This window comes from Streptomyces sp. NPDC039609 (genome assembly GCF_055596705.1).
In genome coordinates this window covers 96,290-115,350 of the sequence record NZ_JBVIUJ010000007.1, presented here as the reverse complement: position 1 = coordinate 115,350, position 19,061 = coordinate 96,290, and the positions used below count along the sequence as shown (strand labels likewise).

Annotated in this window: 17 protein-coding genes; 9 read left to right on the top strand and 8 right to left on the bottom strand. The window is 68.7% G+C overall.

Translation table 11 applies throughout. The features are described 5' to 3' along the window. Nucleotides 1-533: 533 nt before the first annotated feature. Complete coding sequence (gene dnaA / locus ACZ561_RS21660) at nt 534-2,300, bottom strand: chromosomal replication initiator protein DnaA (RefSeq protein ID WP_376439033.1); 1,767 nt, start codon at nt 2,298-2,300, stop codon at nt 534-536. A gap of 383 nt (nt 2,301-2,683) precedes the next feature. Here dnaA and rpmH point away from each other — a divergent pair, with 383 nt between their 5' ends. From rpmH to ACZ561_RS21615, 9 genes are all read left to right on the top strand, one after another. After that, nucleotides 2,684-2,821, top strand: a complete 138-nt coding sequence (gene rpmH / locus ACZ561_RS21655) for a 50S ribosomal protein L34 (RefSeq protein WP_060891143.1) — start codon at nt 2,684-2,686, stop codon at nt 2,819-2,821. Nucleotides 2,822-2,842: 21 nt separating this feature from the next. Further along, nucleotides 2,843-3,214, top strand: coding sequence for a ribonuclease P protein component (gene rnpA / locus ACZ561_RS21650; RefSeq protein WP_376439037.1), 372 nt, complete (start codon nt 2,843-2,845; stop codon nt 3,212-3,214). Beyond that, the gene (gene yidD, locus ACZ561_RS21645) at nt 3,211-3,537 is read left to right on the top strand and encodes a membrane protein insertion efficiency factor YidD (protein WP_137994568.1); all 327 of its coding nucleotides are present in this window, start codon (nt 3,211-3,213) and stop codon (nt 3,535-3,537) included. Before rnpA ends, yidD begins: the two co-directional genes overlap by 4 nt. Before the next feature lie 3 nt (nt 3,538-3,540). After that, the gene (yidC, locus tag ACZ561_RS21640; protein WP_470997480.1) at nt 3,541-4,851 is read left to right on the top strand and encodes a membrane protein insertase YidC; all 1,311 of its coding nucleotides are present in this window, start codon (nt 3,541-3,543) and stop codon (nt 4,849-4,851) included. A gap of 13 nt (nt 4,852-4,864) precedes the next feature. Beyond that, nucleotides 4,865-5,377, top strand: coding sequence for a Jag family protein (locus ACZ561_RS21635; RefSeq protein ID WP_376439044.1), 513 nt, complete (start codon nt 4,865-4,867; stop codon nt 5,375-5,377). Nucleotides 5,378-5,492: 115 nt separating this feature from the next. Continuing rightward, entirely contained in the window at nt 5,493-6,209 is a 717-nt protein-coding gene (rsmG, locus tag ACZ561_RS21630; RefSeq protein WP_376439047.1) for a 16S rRNA (guanine(527)-N(7))-methyltransferase RsmG, read from the top strand. A 289-nt stretch (nt 6,210-6,498) separates the two neighbouring features. Further along, on the top strand, nt 6,499-7,578 hold the full coding sequence (locus ACZ561_RS21625; protein WP_470998526.1) for a ParA family protein: 1,080 nt from the start codon (nt 6,499-6,501) through the stop codon (nt 7,576-7,578). Continuing rightward, nucleotides 7,571-8,677, top strand: coding sequence for a ParB/RepB/Spo0J family partition protein (locus tag ACZ561_RS21620; RefSeq protein WP_470997475.1), 1,107 nt, complete (start codon nt 7,571-7,573; stop codon nt 8,675-8,677). The genes ACZ561_RS21625 and ACZ561_RS21620 overlap by 8 nt, the downstream gene beginning before the upstream one ends. A 158-nt stretch (nt 8,678-8,835) precedes the next feature. Next, nucleotides 8,836-9,453, top strand: a complete 618-nt coding sequence (locus ACZ561_RS21615) for a GNAT family N-acetyltransferase (RefSeq protein ID WP_376439053.1) — start codon at nt 8,836-8,838, stop codon at nt 9,451-9,453. A 78-nt stretch (nt 9,454-9,531) separates the two neighbouring features. Here ACZ561_RS21615 and trxA read toward each other — a convergent pair whose 3' ends face one another. The 7 genes from trxA to ACZ561_RS21580 all read right to left on the bottom strand — a co-directional run bounded on the left by trxA (nt 9,532) and on the right by ACZ561_RS21580 (nt 19,018). Beyond that, nucleotides 9,532-9,867, bottom strand: a complete 336-nt coding sequence (trxA, locus tag ACZ561_RS21610; protein WP_376439055.1) for a thioredoxin — start codon at nt 9,865-9,867, stop codon at nt 9,532-9,534. 49 nt (nt 9,868-9,916) lie between these two features. Then, nucleotides 9,917-10,891, bottom strand: coding sequence for a thioredoxin-disulfide reductase (gene trxB, locus ACZ561_RS21605; RefSeq protein ID WP_470997471.1), 975 nt, complete (start codon nt 10,889-10,891; stop codon nt 9,917-9,919). A gap of 126 nt (nt 10,892-11,017) precedes the next feature. Next, complete coding sequence (locus ACZ561_RS21600) at nt 11,018-11,929, bottom strand: anti-sigma factor (protein ID WP_470997468.1); 912 nt, start codon at nt 11,927-11,929, stop codon at nt 11,018-11,020. Beyond that, nucleotides 11,926-12,630, bottom strand: a complete 705-nt coding sequence (sigM, locus tag ACZ561_RS21595; protein WP_470997465.1) for an RNA polymerase sigma factor SigM — start codon at nt 12,628-12,630, stop codon at nt 11,926-11,928. The genes ACZ561_RS21600 and sigM overlap by 4 nt, the downstream gene beginning before the upstream one ends. Before the next feature lie 24 nt (nt 12,631-12,654). Further along, entirely contained in the window at nt 12,655-14,364 is a 1,710-nt protein-coding gene (locus ACZ561_RS21590; protein ID WP_470997462.1) for a protein kinase family protein, read from the bottom strand. A gap of 118 nt (nt 14,365-14,482) precedes the next feature. Continuing rightward, nucleotides 14,483-16,690 (bottom strand): murein biosynthesis integral membrane protein MurJ, encoded by a 2,208-nt coding sequence (gene murJ / locus ACZ561_RS21585; protein ID WP_470997459.1) that lies wholly within the window; start codon nt 16,688-16,690, stop codon nt 14,483-14,485. A 45-nt stretch (nt 16,691-16,735) separates the two neighbouring features. Next, the gene (locus ACZ561_RS21580; protein WP_470997456.1) at nt 16,736-19,018 is read right to left on the bottom strand and encodes a DUF6049 family protein; all 2,283 of its coding nucleotides are present in this window, start codon (nt 19,016-19,018) and stop codon (nt 16,736-16,738) included. Between the last annotated feature and the right edge of the window lie 43 nt (nt 19,019-19,061).

Sequence of the window (19,061 nt, the reverse complement as noted above, 5' to 3'; positions counted from 1 at the left end):
GCACACCCGGTACACAGGCAACCTGGAGTTCTCCCCAGTGCTGTCCCCAGCTTTACCCACGTTCCCCACAGCCCAATCGTCTCCCTTGGTGTGACCGCTTTCACTCGACGCGGTGATGCCGGGTGTTTCGTTGCCGAACAGTGGACAGCGGTGTGGAGAAGCTGTGGGCAACTGACGGCAGCCTGTGGGCCGCCGGTGGACAACTGAGAGAACCCCCTGTGGACGAAAGATTCGTCCACAACCTGTGGATCACGGTTGCCAACAAATCCACACCCATCTGACCTGGAGTGATGACCCCTCAGCCGGATGGCCTGTGGATGCGATCCGGATAACTTGGCAGTCCCCACCCTGTGGACGGAAGATCATCCCCCAATCTGTGGAGAACATGCCACCCGCTCCAAGGATTCGAACAGCGCGGCTGTGCACACCCGTGTGGGAAACGCCGAAGGGCGCCCCGGGAGGTGTCCCGGAGCGCCCTTCGGAGGGTGCGGAGCGGCTCTCAGCCGCGTTCGCGAGCTGTCCGAGTGACCGCCTCAGCCGTTCTTGATGCGGTTGGTCAGCTCGGTGACCTGGTTGTAGATCGAGCGCCGCTCGGCCATCAGCGCGCGGATCTTCCGGTCGGCGTGCATCACCGTCGTGTGGTCCCGGCCGCCGAACTGCGCGCCGATCTTCGGCAGCGACAGATCCGTGAGCTCCCGGCACAGATACATGGCGATCTGGCGGGCCGTCACCAGGACCCGGCTGCGCGACGACCCGCAGAGGTCCTCCACCGTGAGCCCGAAGTAGTCGGCCGTGGCCGCCATGATGGCCGGCGCCGTGATCTCCGGCGCCGAGTCCTCGCCGCCCGGGATCAGGTCCTTGAGGACGATCTCGGTCAGCCCCAGGTCCACCGGCTGGCGGTTGAGGCTGGCGAAAGCGGTGACGCGGATCAGCGCGCCCTCCAGCTCACGGATGTTCCGCGAGATCCGTGAGGCGATGAACTCCAGTACCTCCGGCGGCGCGTTGAGCTGCTCCTGCACCGCCTTCTTGCGCAGGATCGCGATCCGCGTCTCCAGCTCCGGCGGCTGCACATCGGTGGTCAGGCCCCACTCGAAGCGGTTGCGCAGCCGGTCCTCCAGGGTCATCAGCTGCTTGGGCGGCCGGTCCGAGGAGAGCACGATCTGCTTGTTCGCGTTGTGGAGCGTGTTGAAGGTGTGGAAGAACTCCTCCTGCGTCGACTCCTTGCTCGCGAGGAACTGGATGTCGTCGACCAGCAGGATGTCCACATCGCGGTACCGCTTGCGGAAGGTGTCGCCCTTGCCGTCGCGGATCGAGTTGATGAACTCGTTGGTGAACTCCTCCGAGCTCACGTACCGCACCCGCGTGCCCGGGTACAGGCTCCGCGCGTAGTGCCCGATCGCATGCAGCAGATGCGTCTTGCCGAGGCCCGACTCCCCGTAGATGAAGAGCGGGTTGTACGCCTTCGCCGGAGCCTCGGCCACCGCGACGGCGGCGGCGTGCGCGAACCGGTTCGAGGAACCGATGACGAAGGTGTCGAAGAGGTACTTGGGGTTCAGTCGCGCGTGCTGCTCGCCGGGAGCCCCCGACGCGGACCCCTGCCCGGAGGCGCCACCGCCCACAGGACCCGACACCGGGCCGCCGGGGCGGTGACCCGGGCCGCCGCCCTGACGCGGAGAGTCGGGCAGGTCGGCCCGCTCCGGCCGCTGCGGCTGGTCGTAGCCGGGCGGACGCTCGTCGTACCGCGGCTGCTGGGGCTGCTGCGTACGCGGGCCCGTGTACGGATCGCGCTCCTGGAACGAGCCGAGCCGCGGCTGCTGCCAGGACAGGTCGTCCTGGGTGCGCGGCCAGGAGCCCGGGTCGGGGCGCTGCTGCTGGTAGTCCGGGTAGGCGGGGCGTGCGGTGGGCAGGCCGTCGTCGGGCATGGGCCGGTGGCCGTAGCCGTCGTACTTGTCGTACGGCTCCGCCGGCGGACGCTCGTCGTAGCGCGGCGGCTGCTGGACCGGAGGGGCGAGGGGGGTCGGCTCGCCGACCGAGTCGTCGACGGTGATCGCGATCCGGATCGGGCGGCCGCACTCGCGGCTCAGGGTCTCGCTGATCAGCGGAGCCAGGCGTCCCTCGAGAACCCGCTTGCCCCATTCGTTGGGGACGGCGAGCAGTGCGGTGTCGGCGACCAGTGCGAGAGGCTGGCAGCGCTCGATCCACTGCTTGTCCTTGGGCTCGATGCCCTGCTGGCCTTCTCCGAGGAGCTGCTCGAGCACGCGTGGCCACACTGCGGCAAGATCGGCAGGTACGTCAGCCACAGGGCACGCTTTCTCGCAGGTCCCACGAATGTGTGGTTCTCGGGACGGTGGGTCGAAGTTCCGTCGAGGACAGGTAAGGACAGAACGGAAAAAGATTGAGGAGTCCAGCCACGGTAGTCGCGGCGGCTGACCTCGTTCAAGTTGTTGTCCACAGCCTGTGCACAATGGACCCCGGTGATCGGTCGGTTTGACCGGATGGCGTAGCCGCGCGTACCGTAACCAGGTCGAGTTGTCGATGGCTGCTGCCGCCTGCCTCCGATGGGCAAAGATCACGGTCTGTGATCGTGAAGCGGTGCACTCGGGCGTATTGCGAGCTACTCGTGGGCGCACGGTGACAGCCAGGCGATGTCCCGCCATCTACGAATCATTTCTGGAGCCCCCGAGTGAGCAAGCGCACCTTCCAGCCGAACAACCGTCGCCGCGCCAAGACCCACGGCTTCCGCCTGCGGATGCGTACGCGTGCCGGTCGCGCCATCCTGGCGAACCGCCGTTCCAAGGGTCGCTCGAGCCTGTCCGCCTGATCCGCTTAAACAGGTCATGACGTGCTGCCTACCGAGAATCGGCTGAGGCGGCGCGAGGACTTCGCAACCGCGGTACGCCGAGGGCGCCGGGCCGGTCGCCCGCTCCTCGTCGTCCACCTGAACAGCGGTGCAACGAACCCGCACGCGCCTGGGGAGAGCGCTTCCCCGGCACGTGCGGGTTTCGTCGTGAGCAAGGCCGTGGGCGGTGCCGTCGTACGCAACCAGGTAAAGCGACGCCTGCGCCATCTCGTCCGCGAACGACTGTCCGAGCTGCCCCCCGGTAGCCTTGTGGTCGTACGGGCATTGCCCGGAGCCGGCGACGCCGATCACGCACAGCTGGCCCGAGACCTGGACACCGCTCTTCAGCGGCTCCTGGGAGGGGGCACGCGATGAAGTACCCGCTGCTGGCTCTCATCAAGCTGTACCAGTGGACGATCAGCCCGCTCCTCGGGCCCGTCTGCCGGTACTACCCGTCGTGTTCCCACTATGGATTCACGGCCATCGACCGGCATGGCGCGATCAAGGGCACAGCCCTGACCGCCTGGCGCATCCTGCGGTGCAATCCGTGGTCGCCCGGCGGCGTGGACCACGTGCCTCCGCGCAAGCGCCCGCGCTGGCATGAACTGCTGCGGAACGCGCTGCGTGGCGACAAGGGCGGGTCCACCGCCGAGACGAGCCCGGCCGCAGAGACCTCGCCCAATGCTCAAGGAGCCTGATTAGTGGACACGATTGCCAATTTCTTCAGCTTCATCACCACACCTGTCTCATGGGTGATCGTCCAGTTCCACACGCTGTATGGGGCGATCTTCGGCCCTGACACGGGCTGGGCCTGGGGCCTGTCGATCGTGTCCCTCGTGGTGCTGATCCGTATCTGTCTGATCCCGCTCTTCGTGAAGCAGATCAAGTCGACGCGGAACATGCAGGCGCTCCAGCCGAAGATGAAGGCGATCCAGGAGCGCTACAAGAGCGACAAGCAGCGTCAGTCCGAAGAGATGATGAAGCTGTACAAGGAGACGGGTACCAACCCGCTCTCCTCGTGCCTTCCCATCCTGGCGCAGTCGCCGTTCTTCTTCGCCCTTTACTCGGTGCTGTCCCACATCGCCGAGGGCAAGACGATCGGCGTCATCGATCAGCCGCTGCTCGAGAGTGCCCGCCAGGCGCACATCTTCGGTGCCCCGCTGGCCGCCACCTTCACCGACAGCGCCGCTGAGGCCGCCGCTCTCGACGCGTCGATCACCTCGGTCCGCATCGTCACCGCGGTCATGATCGTCCTGATGTCGGCCTCGCAGTTCTACACGCAGCGCCAGCTGATGATGAAGAACGTCGACCTCTCGGTGAAGACGCCGTACATGCAGCAGCAGAAGATGCTCATGTACATCTTCCCGGTGATCTTCGCCGTCATGGGCATCAACTTCCCCGTCGGTGTCCTCGTCTACTGGCTGACCACCAACGTGTGGACCATGGGCCAGCAGATGTACGTGATCAGCCAGAACCCCACCCCCGGCAGCAAGGCCCAGGACGCCTACCTCCAGCGCCTGCTGAAGAGCGTCGGCTCGCACGGTGAGGTCCGCGGCCGCCGTCGGAAGAACATCGTCAAGGCCATCGTCGCCAAGGGCGCCGATCGCAACGAGAACGAGCGCCGCTTCTTCTCGGGTCTGGCCAAGGCCGGCTTCGCGCCCCAGGCCGACGGCACCGTGATCAAGAGCGACACCGTCGCCGCCGAGGTCGAGGGCGGTGCCGCCGCCAAGCGTCAGCAGCCCAAGCGCCAGACCAAGGCCAAGCGTCAGGCCGCGGCCCAGCACTCCACGGCGAAGGCCGAGGACGTCGCGGATTCCGAGGAGCCCGGCGAGAAGCCCACCACCTCGCTGGAGAAGAAGCCGCAGGACGAGGTCAAGGGCGAGGCCAAGGACTCGGCGGAGGGCGACAAGCCCACGCGCCCGAGCCGGGCCAACTCCGGAGGCAATCGTCAGGCCAAGTCCGGTCAGCGCAAGGGCCAGCAGCGCCCGAAGCACCCGTCGTCCAAGAAGTAGAAGGAGTCCATCCGTGACGGAAGGCACCATCTCCGCCGCCGCCGAGGGTGGCGACACCCTGACCCGCCTCGAGCAGGAGGGTGAGATCGCGGCTGACTACCTCGAGGGTCTGCTCGACATCGCCGACCTCGACGGCGACATCGACATGGACGTCGAGGCGGACCGTGCGGCGGTCTCGATCGTCAGCGACTCGAGCAGCCGCGACCTGCAGAAGCTCGTGGGCCGTGACGGCGAGGTGCTGGAGGCGCTCCAGGAGCTGACCCGCCTGGCCGTGCACCGGGAGACCGGTGACCGTAGCCGGCTGATGCTCGACATCGCCGGGTTCCGCGCCAAGAAGCGCGCGGAGCTCGCCGAGATCGGTGCCAAGGCCGCGTCCGAGGTGAAGTCGACCGGCGAGCCGGTCAAGCTGGACCCGATGACGCCGTTCGAGCGCAAGGTCGTGCACGACGCGGTCGCCGCGGCCGGTCTGCGCAGCGAGTCCGAGGGCGAGGAGCCGCAGCGCTTCGTCGTCGTACTCCCTGCCTGACCCCTCTCGCAGTGTCGGCCCCGTCTGCTCGCAGGCGGGGCCGATCTTGTCAGCCTGATAGTCAGCCACCACAGTGCGCTCGCACCTATGTGTGCGGTGCGGAAGGACGGTTCCCGTGACGGAGGCAGCGGAGCTCCCCCCTGCGCCCGAACAGGCGCGGACGGTATTCGGTGAGTTCTTCCCGGAGGCCGTCCGGTACGCGGAGCTCCTCGCGGACGCGGGCGTCAAGCGTGGGCTGATCGGCCCGCGTGAGGTTCCCCGGCTGTGGGAGAGGCACCTGCTGAACTGTGCGGTGCTCTCCGAGGTGGTGCCCGAGGGCGTCACCGTGTGCGACGTCGGCTCGGGCGCCGGGCTGCCCGGTATCCCCCTGGCCCTCGTACGGCCGGACCTGAAGATCACGCTCCTGGAGCCGCTGCTCCGCCGTACGAACTTCCTCCAGGAGGTCGTGGAGCTGCTGGGCCTGGACCATGTCACCGTGGTGCGCGGCCGTGCCGAGGAGATGCTCGGCAAGCTTCCGCCCGTGCATGTCGTGACCGCTCGCGCCGTGGCGCCGCTGGACCGGCTGGCCGGCTGGGGAGTCCCGCTGCTCCGTCCGTACGGAGAGATGCTGGCACTCAAGGGCGACACGGCCGAGGAGGAGATCGACGGCGCCCGAGCCGCGCTCTCCAAGCTCGGTGTGGTGGGGACCTCCGTGGTTCAGGTCGGCGAGGGCATCGTTGATCCCCTGTCGACGGTCGTCCGAGTGGAGGTCGGCGAGAGCCCGGGCGGTGTGAGGTTCGCCGCAAAGCGCGCCAAGGCCGCCCGTCCCAGCCGCACACGTCGTCGTCGCTGAGCCGTCAATACGACGTGACTGAGCCGTCAACGCGGCGCGACTGAGCCGTACAAGCTGCCATACGTACGTATTTCGGAGTGTCGAGCAGTCCTGGGTGAGCGGCGCGTGCATCGTGTTTCACGTGAAACGTCGCTCACTGCTGCAGGGGATCATCAGCCGCGGCCGCGCGGCTGCCACGCCACGGGACCGCAAACCTCTCGCGAAGCCACTCGCAAGGGGTACGGGATTGTCCACAGAGGTGGATTCCTCCACAGAACCACGGGCCTCGCTGGTTCACGACCCCGAAAGCATGGCAGGCTCTGCTCATCGCGAGCCTGAAGCCGAGGAGAGTGAATCCTTGCGGTCCGACGCCAACATCGCGGGACCGATGACCGATCCGGTCCCCGGTCCCCGAACCGAATCGGTGGGGGAGGATGTTTCACGTGAAACACCGCCCCCGATGGACGACACCCCCATTGGTCGTGCTGCCCAACTGGCAGTAGAGGCACTGGGGCGTGCCGGCGAGGGTCTTCCCCGGCCTGCACAGACACGCGTGATGGTGGTTGCCAACCAGAAGGGCGGTGTCGGCAAGACGACCACGACGGTCAACCTTGCCGCCTCCCTGGCGCTGCATGGGGCGCGTGTCCTGGTCATCGACCTCGACCCGCAGGGGAACGCCTCCACGGCCCTGGGTATCGACCACCATTCCGAAGTTCCCTCGATCTATGACGTCCTGGTGGAGAGCAAGCCGCTCTCCGACGTGGTGCAGCCCGTTCAGGACGTCGAAGGTCTCTTCTGCGCTCCCGCCACCATCGATCTCGCCGGTGCGGAGATCGAGCTGGTGTCGTTGGTGGCGCGGGAGAGTCGACTGCAGCGAGCGATCCAGGCGTACGAGCAGCCGCTGGACTACATCCTGATCGACTGCCCGCCCTCGCTCGGCCTGCTGACGGTCAACGCCATGGTGGCGGGGGCCGAGGTGCTGATCCCGATCCAGTGCGAGTACTACGCGCTGGAGGGCCTGGGCCAGCTCCTGCGGAACGTCGACCTGGTGCGTGGGCACCTCAACCCCACGCTTCATGTCTCGACGATCCTGCTCACCATGTACGACGGCCGGACGAGGCTTGCCTCGCAGGTCGCCGACGAGGTGCGCACCCACTTCGGCGAGGAGGTGCTGCGGACCAGCATCCCGCGATCCGTGCGCATCTCCGAGGCGCCGAGCTACGGCCAGACCGTCCTCACCTACGACCCGGGCTCGAGTGGTTCGCTGTCGTATCTCGAGGCGGCCCGTGAGATCGCGATGCGGGGTGTCGGCATCCAGTACGACCCCCAGCACGCCCACGTGGGCCACCAGAACAGCCAGCCAAGCATGTCGGAGGGATTCAGTGAGTGAGCGACGTAGGGGGTTGGGGCGTGGGCTCGGTGCGCTGATCCCTGCTGCTCCCCAGGAGCGGCAGGCGCCGACCGCCGGTGTGGGGACGGGCTCCGCCTCCCCCGGAGCCGTTCCGGCCCTGCCCTCGGAGCGAGGTGTGGCTGCCGCGAAGGTGGCGACCCTTCCTCAGAGCCCGCAGTCCCCAGACTCGGTTGTCCCGGTGATCGAGGCCGTGTCGGTCGTGGAGCCGGAGTCCCCCGCCGGGGCGCACTTCGCCGAGCTGCCGCTGGACTTCATCACGCCCAACCCGAAGCAGCCGCGTGAGGTCTTCGACGAGGACGCTCTGGCCGAGCTGGTCACCTCCATCAAGGAGGTCGGTCTGCTCCAGCCGGTCGTCGTACGGCAGCTGGGTGCCGAGCGCTATGAACTCATCATGGGTGAGCGCCGCTGGAGGGCGTGCCGTGAGGCCGGCCTGGAGCGCATCCCCGCGATCGTTCGTGCCACGGAGGACGAGAAGCTTCTCCTGGATGCCCTCCTGGAGAACCTTCACCGGGCGCAGCTGAACCCGCTGGAAGAGGCCGCCGCCTACGACCAGCTGCTCAAGGACTTCAACTGCACCCATGACCAGCTGGCCGACCGGATCGGGCGCTCGCGTCCGCAGGTCTCCAACACGCTGCGTCTGCTGCGGCTGTCGCCTCCGGTCCAGCGACGGGTCGCGGCCGGTGTGCTCTCGGCCGGCCATGCCCGCGCCCTGCTCTCCGTGGAGGACCCGGAGACCCAGGACAAGCTGGCGTACCGGATCGTGGCCGAGGGACTCTCGGTCCGCGCGGTCGAGGAGATCGTGACGCTGATGGGCTCCGAGCCCACCGCCACGACGAAGGCGAAGGGGCCGAGGGCGGGGGCGCGTGTCTCCCCGGCACTGACGGGTCTGGCCACCCGGCTCTCCGATCGCTTCGAGACCCGCGTGAAGGTCGACCTGGGGCAGAAGAAGGGAAAGATCGTCGTCGAGTTCGCCTCGATAGAGGATCTGGACCGGATCCTCTCGACCCTTGCTCCGGGTGAGGGGCGGGTCCTGGACCAGGTGAACTCCGAGCAGGGCGAGGAAGACGACGAGGGCTGATCTGCCCTTCTGGAGCTTCAGGGCGGGCCGTTTTCCGGTGAAAGCCGGGACACGGCCCGCCCTTTGCCTGAGTGCGGTATCGCCCTGATCGCCCCATCGATACGATTCTGTCAGGGCGTATCCATCACTGCGATGGCCGTGGGAAGCGAGGAACAGCCGTGGGGCGTCGGCTCGTACCGCTCACTCTGGACAACCTTCCGGACCTCCCCAAACGGTGCCGCTCCTGCGTCTTCTGGGAGCTGGACCCCGTGAGTGGGGAGGCCGCAGTGAAGGCCGGCCGGCCGGAGTTGGAGAAGGAAGCCTGGATCTCCGCGGTGCTGCTGGAGTGGGGATCCTGCGGGCGGGTGGTCTATGTGGATGAGGTCCCTGTCGGCTTCGTTCTCTACGCACCCCCGGCCTATGTGCCGCGCTCCATGGCTTTCCCCACGAGTCCGGTCTCCGCGGACTCGGTGCAGTTGATGACGGCCTGGATCATGCCGGGGTACCAGGGGCAGGGGCTCGGCCGGATGATGGTGCAGACCGTCGCGAAGGACTTGCTGAGGCGCGGCTTCAAGGCGATCGAGGCGTTCGGGGATGCGCGATGGAAGGAGCCGGCCTGTGTACTGCCGGCGGAGCATCTTCTCGCTGTGGGCTTCAAGACCGTGCGACCTCATCCGAGCCATCCGCGGCTGAGGCTGGAGCTCAGGACGACGCTCTCCTGGAAGGAGGACGTCGAGCTGGCGCTGGACCGGCTCCTGGGCGCCGTCCAGAAGGAACCGGCGCTGCGGCCCCTCTGAGGACGGCCCCTCCGACGACGACAACGGCCCGCCTCCAACCGGAGGCGGGCCGTTCGTGTTTCACGTGAAACAGAGGCGTCAGGCGGTGGCCTCGACGAAGCCCTCGAGGTCACGGAGGATCGCGGCCTTCGGCTTGGCACCGACGATCGTCTTCACGACCTCGCCGCCCTGGTAGACGTTGAGCGTCGGGATGGACATGACGCCGTACTTGGCAGCCGTGGCCGGGTTCTCGTCGATGTTGAGCTTCACGACCTCGATCTCGCCGTGCTCGGCGGCGATCGCCTCGAGCGACGGGGCGATCTGGCGGCACGGCCCGCACCAGGCGGCCCAGAAGTCCACCAGGACGGGCTTGTCGCTCTTGAGGACGTCCTCCTCGAAGGAAGCGTCGGTCACGTTCTTCAGGGCGCCGGCCACGGCGACCTCCTTAACTTCGCGGGGTGTGGGGTGGGGAAGCCGGGGTGGGTCAGACCACGGGGGTCGTCGCCGGCTCGGCGACCTTCTCGTTGTCGGCGAGGGCGGCCAGGTATCGCTCGGCGTCGAGCGCGGAGGAGCAGCCGGTGCCGGCGGCGGTGATCGCCTGACGGTAGGTGTGGTCGACGACGTCACCGGCACCGAAGACACCGGAGAGGTTCGTCCGCGTCGACGGGGCGTCGACCTTGAGGTAGCCCTCCTCGTCCAGCTCCAGCTGGCCCTTGAAGAGCTCGGTGCGCGGGTCGTGGCCCACGGCGATGAAGAGACCGGTCACCGGCAGCTCGCTGGTCTCGCCCGTCTTGGTGTTGCGCAGGGTCAGACCGGAGAGCTTCTGGTCGCCGTGGATCTCGGCGACCTCGCTGTCCCAGGCGAACTTGATCTTCGGGTCGGCGAAGGCGCGCTCCTGCATCGCCTTGGAGGCGCGCAGAGAGTCCCGACGGTGAACGATCGTGACGGACTTGGCGAAGCGCGAGAGGAACGTGGCCTCCTCCATCGCGGTGTCGCCGCCGCCGACGACGGCGATGTCCTGGTCCTTGAAGAAGAACCCGTCGCAGGTGGCGCACCAGGAGACACCGCGGCCGGAGAGCTCGTCCTCCTTCGGCAGACCGAGCTTGCGGTGCTGCGAACCGGTGGTGACGATGACGGCCTTCGCGCGGTGCACGGTGCCGGCGGTGTCCGTGACGGTCTTGATCTCGCCGGTGAGGTCCACGGCGACGACATCGTCAGGGACCAGCTCGGCGCCGAAGCGCTCGGCCTGGGCGCGCATGTTGTCCATCAGGTCCGGGCCCATGATGCCGTCACGGAAGCCGGGGAAGTTCTCCACGTCGGTCGTGTTCATCAGTGCGCCACCAGCGGTGACAGCACCCTCGAAGACCAGCGGCTTCAGCGACGCACGCGCTGTGTAGAGCGCAGCGGTGTAACCCGCGGGCCCGGAGCCGATGATGATCACGTTACGGACGTCGCTCACGGGTTTCTTCCTCGTCTCTGCAGACTGCCTACTACCTACGGGGCGGTCGATCGGTGACTCTCACCCCACCCAACGGATCCTACGGGGCGAGCATTCCCGAGACCGCCGTGCGGCACGGCGTCTCTGTCAGGACCGGGGGTAGGCCCTCGTCATCAGAACCTCGGCCTTGGCCTGTCCTCCGCCGTCGGCACAGGAAGCGTCCAGCACAAAGGCCTGCACATGGGTGCCCTCGGTTCCCTGAGGCAGCACGACGAGATAGGCAGGGGTGCCCTGGTAGTCGCCCTTCTGGAAGGCGAGAACCGGGTCGGCCCGGCCTGTACCGGCCTTGACGCAGCTGGGCAGAGGCTCCGCCATGCCTCGCTTGGTGGCGTCACCGCCGTTCTCGGTAGACAGGGATTCCGGGGGCATGCCGCCGGGGTCCTTGAGAGTGCCCTGCGGCTGCAGGAGCTCCTGGATCCGGGACTCGACCGACCGGCCGTCGAACTGATCCGTGGCGACTCCGCTGGCGGCGGTGTCGGTCTTCTTGACGTCCGACTCGCCACTGAGCGTCTGGAGCCCGCCCTGGACGAAGAAGAGACCCATGCCCAGTGCTGCGGCACCGAAGACCGCGCCGAGGGCGGCGATTCGGCGGCGTCGATTCTTGTGGCGGCCCGGGCCGGTGGCGGCGCGAGGGCGGCCGGCAGGACGGTCCGTGGCGGCGGGAGCCGGGCTGGGGTGCGGAGCCGGGGCGCTCGGTGTTTCACGTGAAACATGCGCGTCGGCATCCGGCGTGGTGGCGTTCAGGAGCGCTTCCGCTGCCAGGGCGGCGTCGATGCGGCCGGCGATCTCGGCGGGCATCCGCGGCGGGCCGGGGAGAGTGCCGAGCAGCCCGCGGATCTCCTCCAGGGAGGTCCGTACATCCGCGCACAGGGAACAGTCGGCGAGATGCTGTCGTACCGCAGCGGTGCGGGACGGAGAGAGCAGCCCCTCGGTGAGATCGGAGATCTCCGAGACGTCCGGGTGCTGTGTTGTGTCGGCCCTGCCGGTCGTGGAAGTCACGCGCGCCCACCTCCGCCCTTCACAGCAGCCGGACCATTCGATCCGTTATCCGTTGGCCCCGACACCGGTGGGACGGATGTCCCCGGCGTCCGGTTCCTTCCCCGGTCGGAGGCCTCGTTACCCCCCGTATCTGCGCGCAGATGGATGAGCATCGGCAGCAACCGGGCCCGCCCTCGCGCACAGCGGCTTTTCACCGTTCCGGTGGGGACATCAAGGATGCGGGCCGCCTCCGCCACCGGGTAGCCCTGCATGTCCACCAGGACGAGCGCGGCGCGCTGGTCCTCGGGGAGTTTGGCGAGGGCGGCCAGCAGCTCGCGGTGGAGGTCCTGGCGTTCGGCGGGGGCCTCGGCCGACTCGGCGGGTTCGAGGAGCTGCTCGAAGCGTTCCGTGTCGTCCATGGGAGAGGTCTTGCGGGAGGCGGTCTTGCGGGCACGGTCGAGACAGGCGTTCACCGTGATCCGGTGCAGCCAGGTCGTGACGGCCGACTGCCCCCGGAAGGTGTGCGCGGCCCGGAAGGCGGAGACAAGGGCGTCCTGGACGGCGTCAGCGGCCTCCTCGCGGTCTCCCAGCGTTCGCAGGGCCACCGCCCAGAGCCGATCGCGATGTCGCCGTACAAGCTCACCGAAGGCGTCGGGATCGCCGGCGACATGGCGCGCCAGGAGATCCTGGTCGCTGATGTCGCCCCCTATGGCTTCGTCCAACGGTGAGCCCCCTCCCGGATGCCGTCAGCTCGTGATCTTGATATCCGTGATCTTGCCGCGATAACCGCCTTCGCTGCTGGGCAGGTCGGTCAGCCAGACGAGAACGTAGCGCGTCTTCACCGCCTTCGGCGGGGCGAGCGGTACGTGCGTTCCGGAGCCCTGGGCCAGCCTGGTGAAGCCGTCGGCAGACGTGGGCTGGTCCGAAGCGTTCTCGGGTGCCAGCCGCAGCTGTACGGAGGTGGTGCCTTCGAACGTGACGTCCACCTTGCCGACCTGCTGGACCGAGCCGAGGTCCAGAACGAGGCCCACGCCTTCCTTCAGCCTGCCGAAGTTCGAGTACCCGTAGTAGATGGACGTCTGCCATGACGTCGAGGGATTGCCGTCGTAGGCGTTCCCTATCTCCGACGGAGTCTCGGCGCCATCGCCCTCCGGGTCGAAGTCGTGAGCGCCGACGATGGCGACCGGCTTGCCCGTCTCGGGTGCCTTCTCGTCCTCGTTGTTCTTCTCCGGCTGAGTCGTCCGCGGAGTCTCGGTCGCGTCCTTCCGGCCGAGCAGCCGGTCCGCGATCTGCCAGCTGCCCAGTCCGAGCGCGGCGATGAGCAGCGCCGACACGGCCCACTTCAGAGCCCTGCCCGTACGGCTCTCCAGCGGGGCCGGAGGTGCCATGACGGGCTGGGTGGCCGCGATGCCCGGGCGCTGCTGCGGGCGGCCGTACGTGCCCTGCTGGTAGGTGGTGCGCTGGTACTCGGGCGGAGTGGGGAACTCGGGCTCCGGCGGGCGGATGCGGGGCATCGCCGCCACGGCCTTGGCGAGCTCGTCCGGGGTGGTGCAGGGCGGCTCCTGGCGCGAGGCGGTGGCCCCGTCGTTGGCCAGGGCGCGCATGGCGATCTCGGAGAGGCCGCGGTGGACGCCGGCCCGCACCTGGTCGGGGGCCAGGAGGCCCACACCCTTGGGGAGCCCGGAGAGGCCGTAGGCGTCACTGTCGTACGGCCAGCGCTGGGTCAGCGCCGCGTACAGCAGGGCGCCGATCGCCTCGGTGTCGGCGCGCTGGGGGCGCTCCGCGCTGATCCCGCGCAGCGCGGCGTTCACGGCCAGGCCGCGGATCCGGTACTGGCCGGTGGAGCTGCGCAGCACCGCGCTCGGAGTGAGGCGGAGGTGGGCGAGGCCCTCGCGGTGTGCGGCGGCCATCGCCTGGGAGACCTGGCTGACGAGCTGAAAGGCGTCGTGCGGCTCCAGGGGGCCCGCGGCGAGCAGAGTCGTCAGTTCGGTGGAGTCGGGAAGCCACTCGTGCACCACGTACACGAGATCGTTCTCTTCCACGGCGTCGAGGACCTGGACGAACCGGGGGTCTCCGAGCAGCGCCGAGGAACGGGCCGCCGCGAGGACCGATCGGGCCCGAGGGTGGTCGGCCGGCAGCAGATGGACACCGACCGCCCGCCGCAGTTTCTCGTCGACGGCACGCCAACTGCTGAAACCGTCCAGACGAGTGACGCACTCCTCCAGGCGGTAACGCCTGGCCAACTTGTGCCCGCTGTGCAGTTCGGGTGTCTCGATGGAGGGCTGTTCGCCGTTCTGCCGGGTACCGGCCTCGTCCTCTTTGACCTCGGCGGACTTCTCCGCCTGGTCCTGCGCTTCCGCCACCCCGTCGGTCGCGGCCTTGTCCGCCTTGGCGGTCAGCGGGTCGTCACCGCTGTTGTCGGCCACGTCGACGGCAGCCGTGCTACGTTCCGCCACCGTCGTTCCTGCCTCCCCATCCGTTGCGCCACATCCAACAGCCAAGCCAATTGTGCCCACAGTCGGCCGCTCTGCACGACACGCGGCGGCCGACGATGGTTGTGCGGGACCGGATTACCTATCGTCCCAGGCGCCCACGGACCATACCGACCATGGAGTTCAGCTCCTCGATCCGCATCCGCTTCGCCGCCACGAAGAAGACCCCGAGCAGCACCGCACCGCCGATGAGCAGGGCCACCAGCGAGCCGAGAGCGCCGTCACCGACGACCTTAAGCAGACCGAAGCCCACCGCTCCGGCCACGATCGCGGCGGGCAGCGAGGCGAGGCAGAGGCGGGCGTAGGTCCGCATCACGTGGGCGCCGTCCAGGTCGCCGCCCAGTCGGTTGCGCAGACGGCGCCAGGCGACGCCGACGCCGACCGCGTAGGCCAGACCGTACGCGGCGGCCATGCCGACGACGGCCCACCGGGCGGGCAGCACGAAGTAACAGGCAGCCGAGGCGGCCGCGTTGACGGCGGCGACGATGACCGTGTTGTAGAAGGGCGTCCGGGTGTCCTCGTAGGCGTAGAAGCCGCGCAGGACGACGTACTGGACCGAGTACGGGATGAGCCCGAGCCCGAAGGCCATCAGGATGAAGCCCATGCCCTGCGCCGCTTCGATCCCGCTGGAGGCGTAAAGCAGGGTGCTCATCGGGACGCCGAGGGCGAGGAAGGCGAAGGCGACCGGGACGATCGCGACGGCGGAGTTCCGCAGACCCTGCGAGATGTCGTCGCGGACGGCGCCGGGGTCGTTGTCGTGGGCCGCGCGGGAGATGCGGGGCAGCAGCGCCGCCATGACCGAGACGGTGATGATGGCCTGCGGCATACCCCAGATCAACTGGGCGTTGGAGTACGCGAGGAAGCCGGCGCCGTCCCTGCCGGACTCCTCGCCGGCCGCGGTGGCGAGCTGGGTCACGACCAGGACACCGGCCTGGTTGGCCAGCACGAACAGCACGGTCCACTTGGCCAGTTTGACCGTCTTGCCGAGGCCGTGGCCCTTCCAGTCGAAGCGGGGCCGGAACCGGAAGCCCGTCTCGCGGAGGTAGGGAATCATCGCCAGAGCCTGGACGACCAGGCCGAGCAGGGTGCCGATGCCGAGCAGGCGGATGCCGTCGTCCGGGATGGTCTGGACGCCCATCTGGGACTCGCCGGAGGTGCCGTAGACCCAGATGAACAGACCGAACGTGACGATCATGACGATGTTGTTGAGGACCGGGGTCCACATCATGGCGCCGAACTTGCCACGGGCGTTGAGGATCTGACCCATCACCACATGCACACCCATGAAGAAGATCGTGGGCAGGCAGTAGCGGGCGAAGGTGACGGCCACGCTGTTGGCGGCCACGTCGTCGGCGATGGTGTTCGACATCAGCCGGATCAGCAGCGGCGCCGCGAAGACGGCGGCGACCACGATCGCGCCGAGCGCCACCATGACCAGCGTCAGCAGTCGGTTGGCGTAGGCCTCGCCGCCGTCCTCGTCGTTCTTCATCGAGCGGACCAGCTGCGGCACGAACACCGAGTTGAGACCGCCACCGACCGTCAGGATGTAGATCATCGTCGGCAGCGTGTACGCGATGGTGAAGGTGTCACCGAGCAGGGCGGCGCCCAGCGCGCCGGTGATGACCAGGCTGCGGACGAAGCCGGTGAGGCGGGAGACCAGCGTGCCGGCCGCCATCACCGCGCTCGACTTCAGCAGCCCGGAGGCGCGGCCGGACTTCTTCGGGGCGGGGGCGGGCATCGGGTTCGGCTCCGGAGCGGGCGAGGGCACCTGTCCGGGGGTCTGCTGGTCCCGGTAGAGGTGCGCGAAGGCGTCCGGCTCGGGCTTCTCGTCACCGGCCCGGGTCACCAGGTCGTCGACTCCGGTGAACTGGACCGTGCGGGGGTCGTCGCCGTACGGCAGATGGCGCGAGGGACCGTCCGGCTCGGGTGCCGGGGTCTGTGCCCAGACCCGGGGGTCCGGGGCATGCTGCGGAGCGGCCGGCTGCTGGTAGAGCGGCTGAGGCTCCTGGTACGTGCCAGGCGGCGGCGGAGGGTGGGCGGCACGGTCGTAGAGCGCCTCGGCCACCGGATCCTGTGCGGACAGATCCTGCGCCAGGTAGGGATCGTGGGTGTACGCGTCCTCGACGTAGGGGTCCTGGGCGTACTGGTTCTGGGCGTAGGGGTCCGGGATGGGCTGCTGCGGCGAGGGGGCCGGCGTCTGGCCGGGTCCCGGGGGCGCCGCGGGCGTTCCACCGGACGGCTCGGTGCCGCCCGCGCCCTGGCCGCGGTCACCGTCGTACGGCGCGTTCATGGTTACCCCACCTCATCGTCCCCGGCCGACCGGCCACGACATCGCTCAACGGTCCACTTTCTCACCCGGGCCCGACGGGTCGCCGCTTTCGGGACCGGTGTCCGGTGTCGGGTCACTCGGCTGCTCGGGATCGTTGTCCTCCGCGGCCTCCGCTTCGGCGCTCCTGGCCGCCGCGCGCTTGCGCTGCGTGTACATCCGCGCGCCAGCGAGGACCAGGAGCAGGACACCGCCGGCGATGACGAGCATCACGGTCGGAGTGATCTCGGAGACCTTCACCGTGAAGTTCATCGGCTGTCCGTACGGCGTGCCGTCTGCGGTGAACAGCTGCGCCGTCATCGGCACCGGGCCGTTGGCGTTGGCCGAGGCGGTGAACTTCACCGACTGGCTGTGCCCGCCGTCGATCTTGACGGGCAGTTCGTGGACGTCACTGCCGTTGAGCTTCAGACGGGTCTTGTTGCTGGAGGTCAGCCGCAGCACCAGATTGTCCACACCCTGCAGCAGCTTGTTCTGGACCGTCACCGGGATGGTGGCGCTGCGGCCGGAGAGCGTGAGGTCCGACTTGCTGATCAGCTGAACCCCCTTGGAGAGGGTCTGCAGGTAGTCCTGCACCGTGATCCGGTAGAGCGCCGCCGCAGGCGCCTGTCCGCGCCAGGACGTGGACATCTCGCGGCTGATCGCGTTGCCGAACGGTGTCACCACACGGTCCGGCTGGGTCAGGATGACCTTGAAGTCGTCGAGCGCCCCGCGGGTGTCCTGCATCTCGCGGAAGGCCTGCACCGGCAGCTCCTGCTTGCGCAGAGCCTGCGGGTAGCGGGAGGCGCTGGGCACCTTGGTGTTCGCGTCCGGGTCCGGCTTCGCCGCGGAGGCGGCGATCAGGTCCTGGGACTGGGTCCAGCGCTGGGCCGACAGGCCACGCAGCGCGCTCGCCATGCTCTGCGCCTGTGCCGTGGTCGGCATCCGCTGGGGAGCGACCACGATGCTGCGCTGCAGTTCGGGCTGTTCCAGGGTCACCGCGAGCGACTGGGCCAGGAACTCCTGGACGGCGAGCGTGGAGTTGCCGGCGGGGAGCATGTCGCCCTCGAACGCCGTCGAAAGATAGGCGTCGCTGACGACGGCGGTGGTGCCGCCGCCGACGGGCCGCGCCGCCGTCGGGGTGTACGGGAGGTCTTCCCGGAAGCTGTCCGATCGGGCGATGACCTTGCGGGCACCGGCCGAGGTCGCGACATCCATGATCGAGGGGTCGACGGCTCCGTCGACGGGCCAGGAGAAGTCGGTGGACGGCTTCACATGGAGGATCGTCTCCACGGTCGTCCCGGCCAGCTCCGTCGCAGGCTGGAGGTGGCTCACGGAGCCGGGGACGTCCTTGCCCCGGTGCGCGAGGGAAGCGATGTCCGGGTCGGCGAACGGCAGCGCGACGACCTCGCGCCCCGCCACGGCCTTCTCCAGCGCGTCGAGCCACCGCTCCGCGACCGCCTGGTTCCTGCCGGGCACGGTCTCCGTGCCGGACTTGACCTGGTAGTTCTTCGTCATGGCATCGACCGTGGCCAGCAGGTCCGGGTCGATCACCCAGGTGACGGGGAGTTCCTTGCCCAGCGTCACCATGTGGTCCAGGCGCCCGCCCGGAGCGAGCTCGGCGGCCAGCTCGTCGTTCTCGAAGACCGGCGTCTGCTGGTCGTCCGTACCGGTCTCCGCCGATACATGGGCCGAGGAGATCAGCGGCCAGAGGTAGGTGAGCTGTGTCTTCTTCTCCGTCGCCTCGGGCTGGTAGGGCAGGAAGGTCCGCTCGATCCCGAGGACCCGCTCCCCCAGCTGGGCGGGCGTCTGCCCGGTGAGGGAGACGCCCAGCTGGTAGACGCCCCCGTCCTTGAGCCCGAGCTTGGCGACCGGCACGGAGAGCGTGAACTCCTGGCTGAGTCCGGCTGCCAGTCGGGGGATCTCGACCTTGTAGCTGCCGCCCAGGGGCGCGGGATCGCTGGCGGGGTGGAAGCCGGTACGCCCCGAGACGGCGTCGATCTCGCTCCGGCTCGTCATTCGGGGGCCGACCCTGACGTCCACCGTGGCATCGGTGACCGTCTGCTTGCTCTGGTTGGTGACCCTCCCGGAGACGGTGAGCGTGTCGCTCTCGACCGGTGCGCTCGGGGAGAGCGTGTCGAGAGACACATCGACGGTCCGGGAGCCGCTGGCCGTCTCGACAGCTGCTGCCGGCGTGGCTGCGCCGTGCAGGAGGCCCGCCAGTAGCGGCGCGCCTGCGAGGAGTGACGCTGTGCGCCGCAGCCAACGACGGGCAGGTGAGGGAACGGTCCCCTGGATGTCTGCCGCCTCGGCCACGCGCTCGCCCGTCCTCGTCGTATCAGTGGTGTCGGTGGTTCGC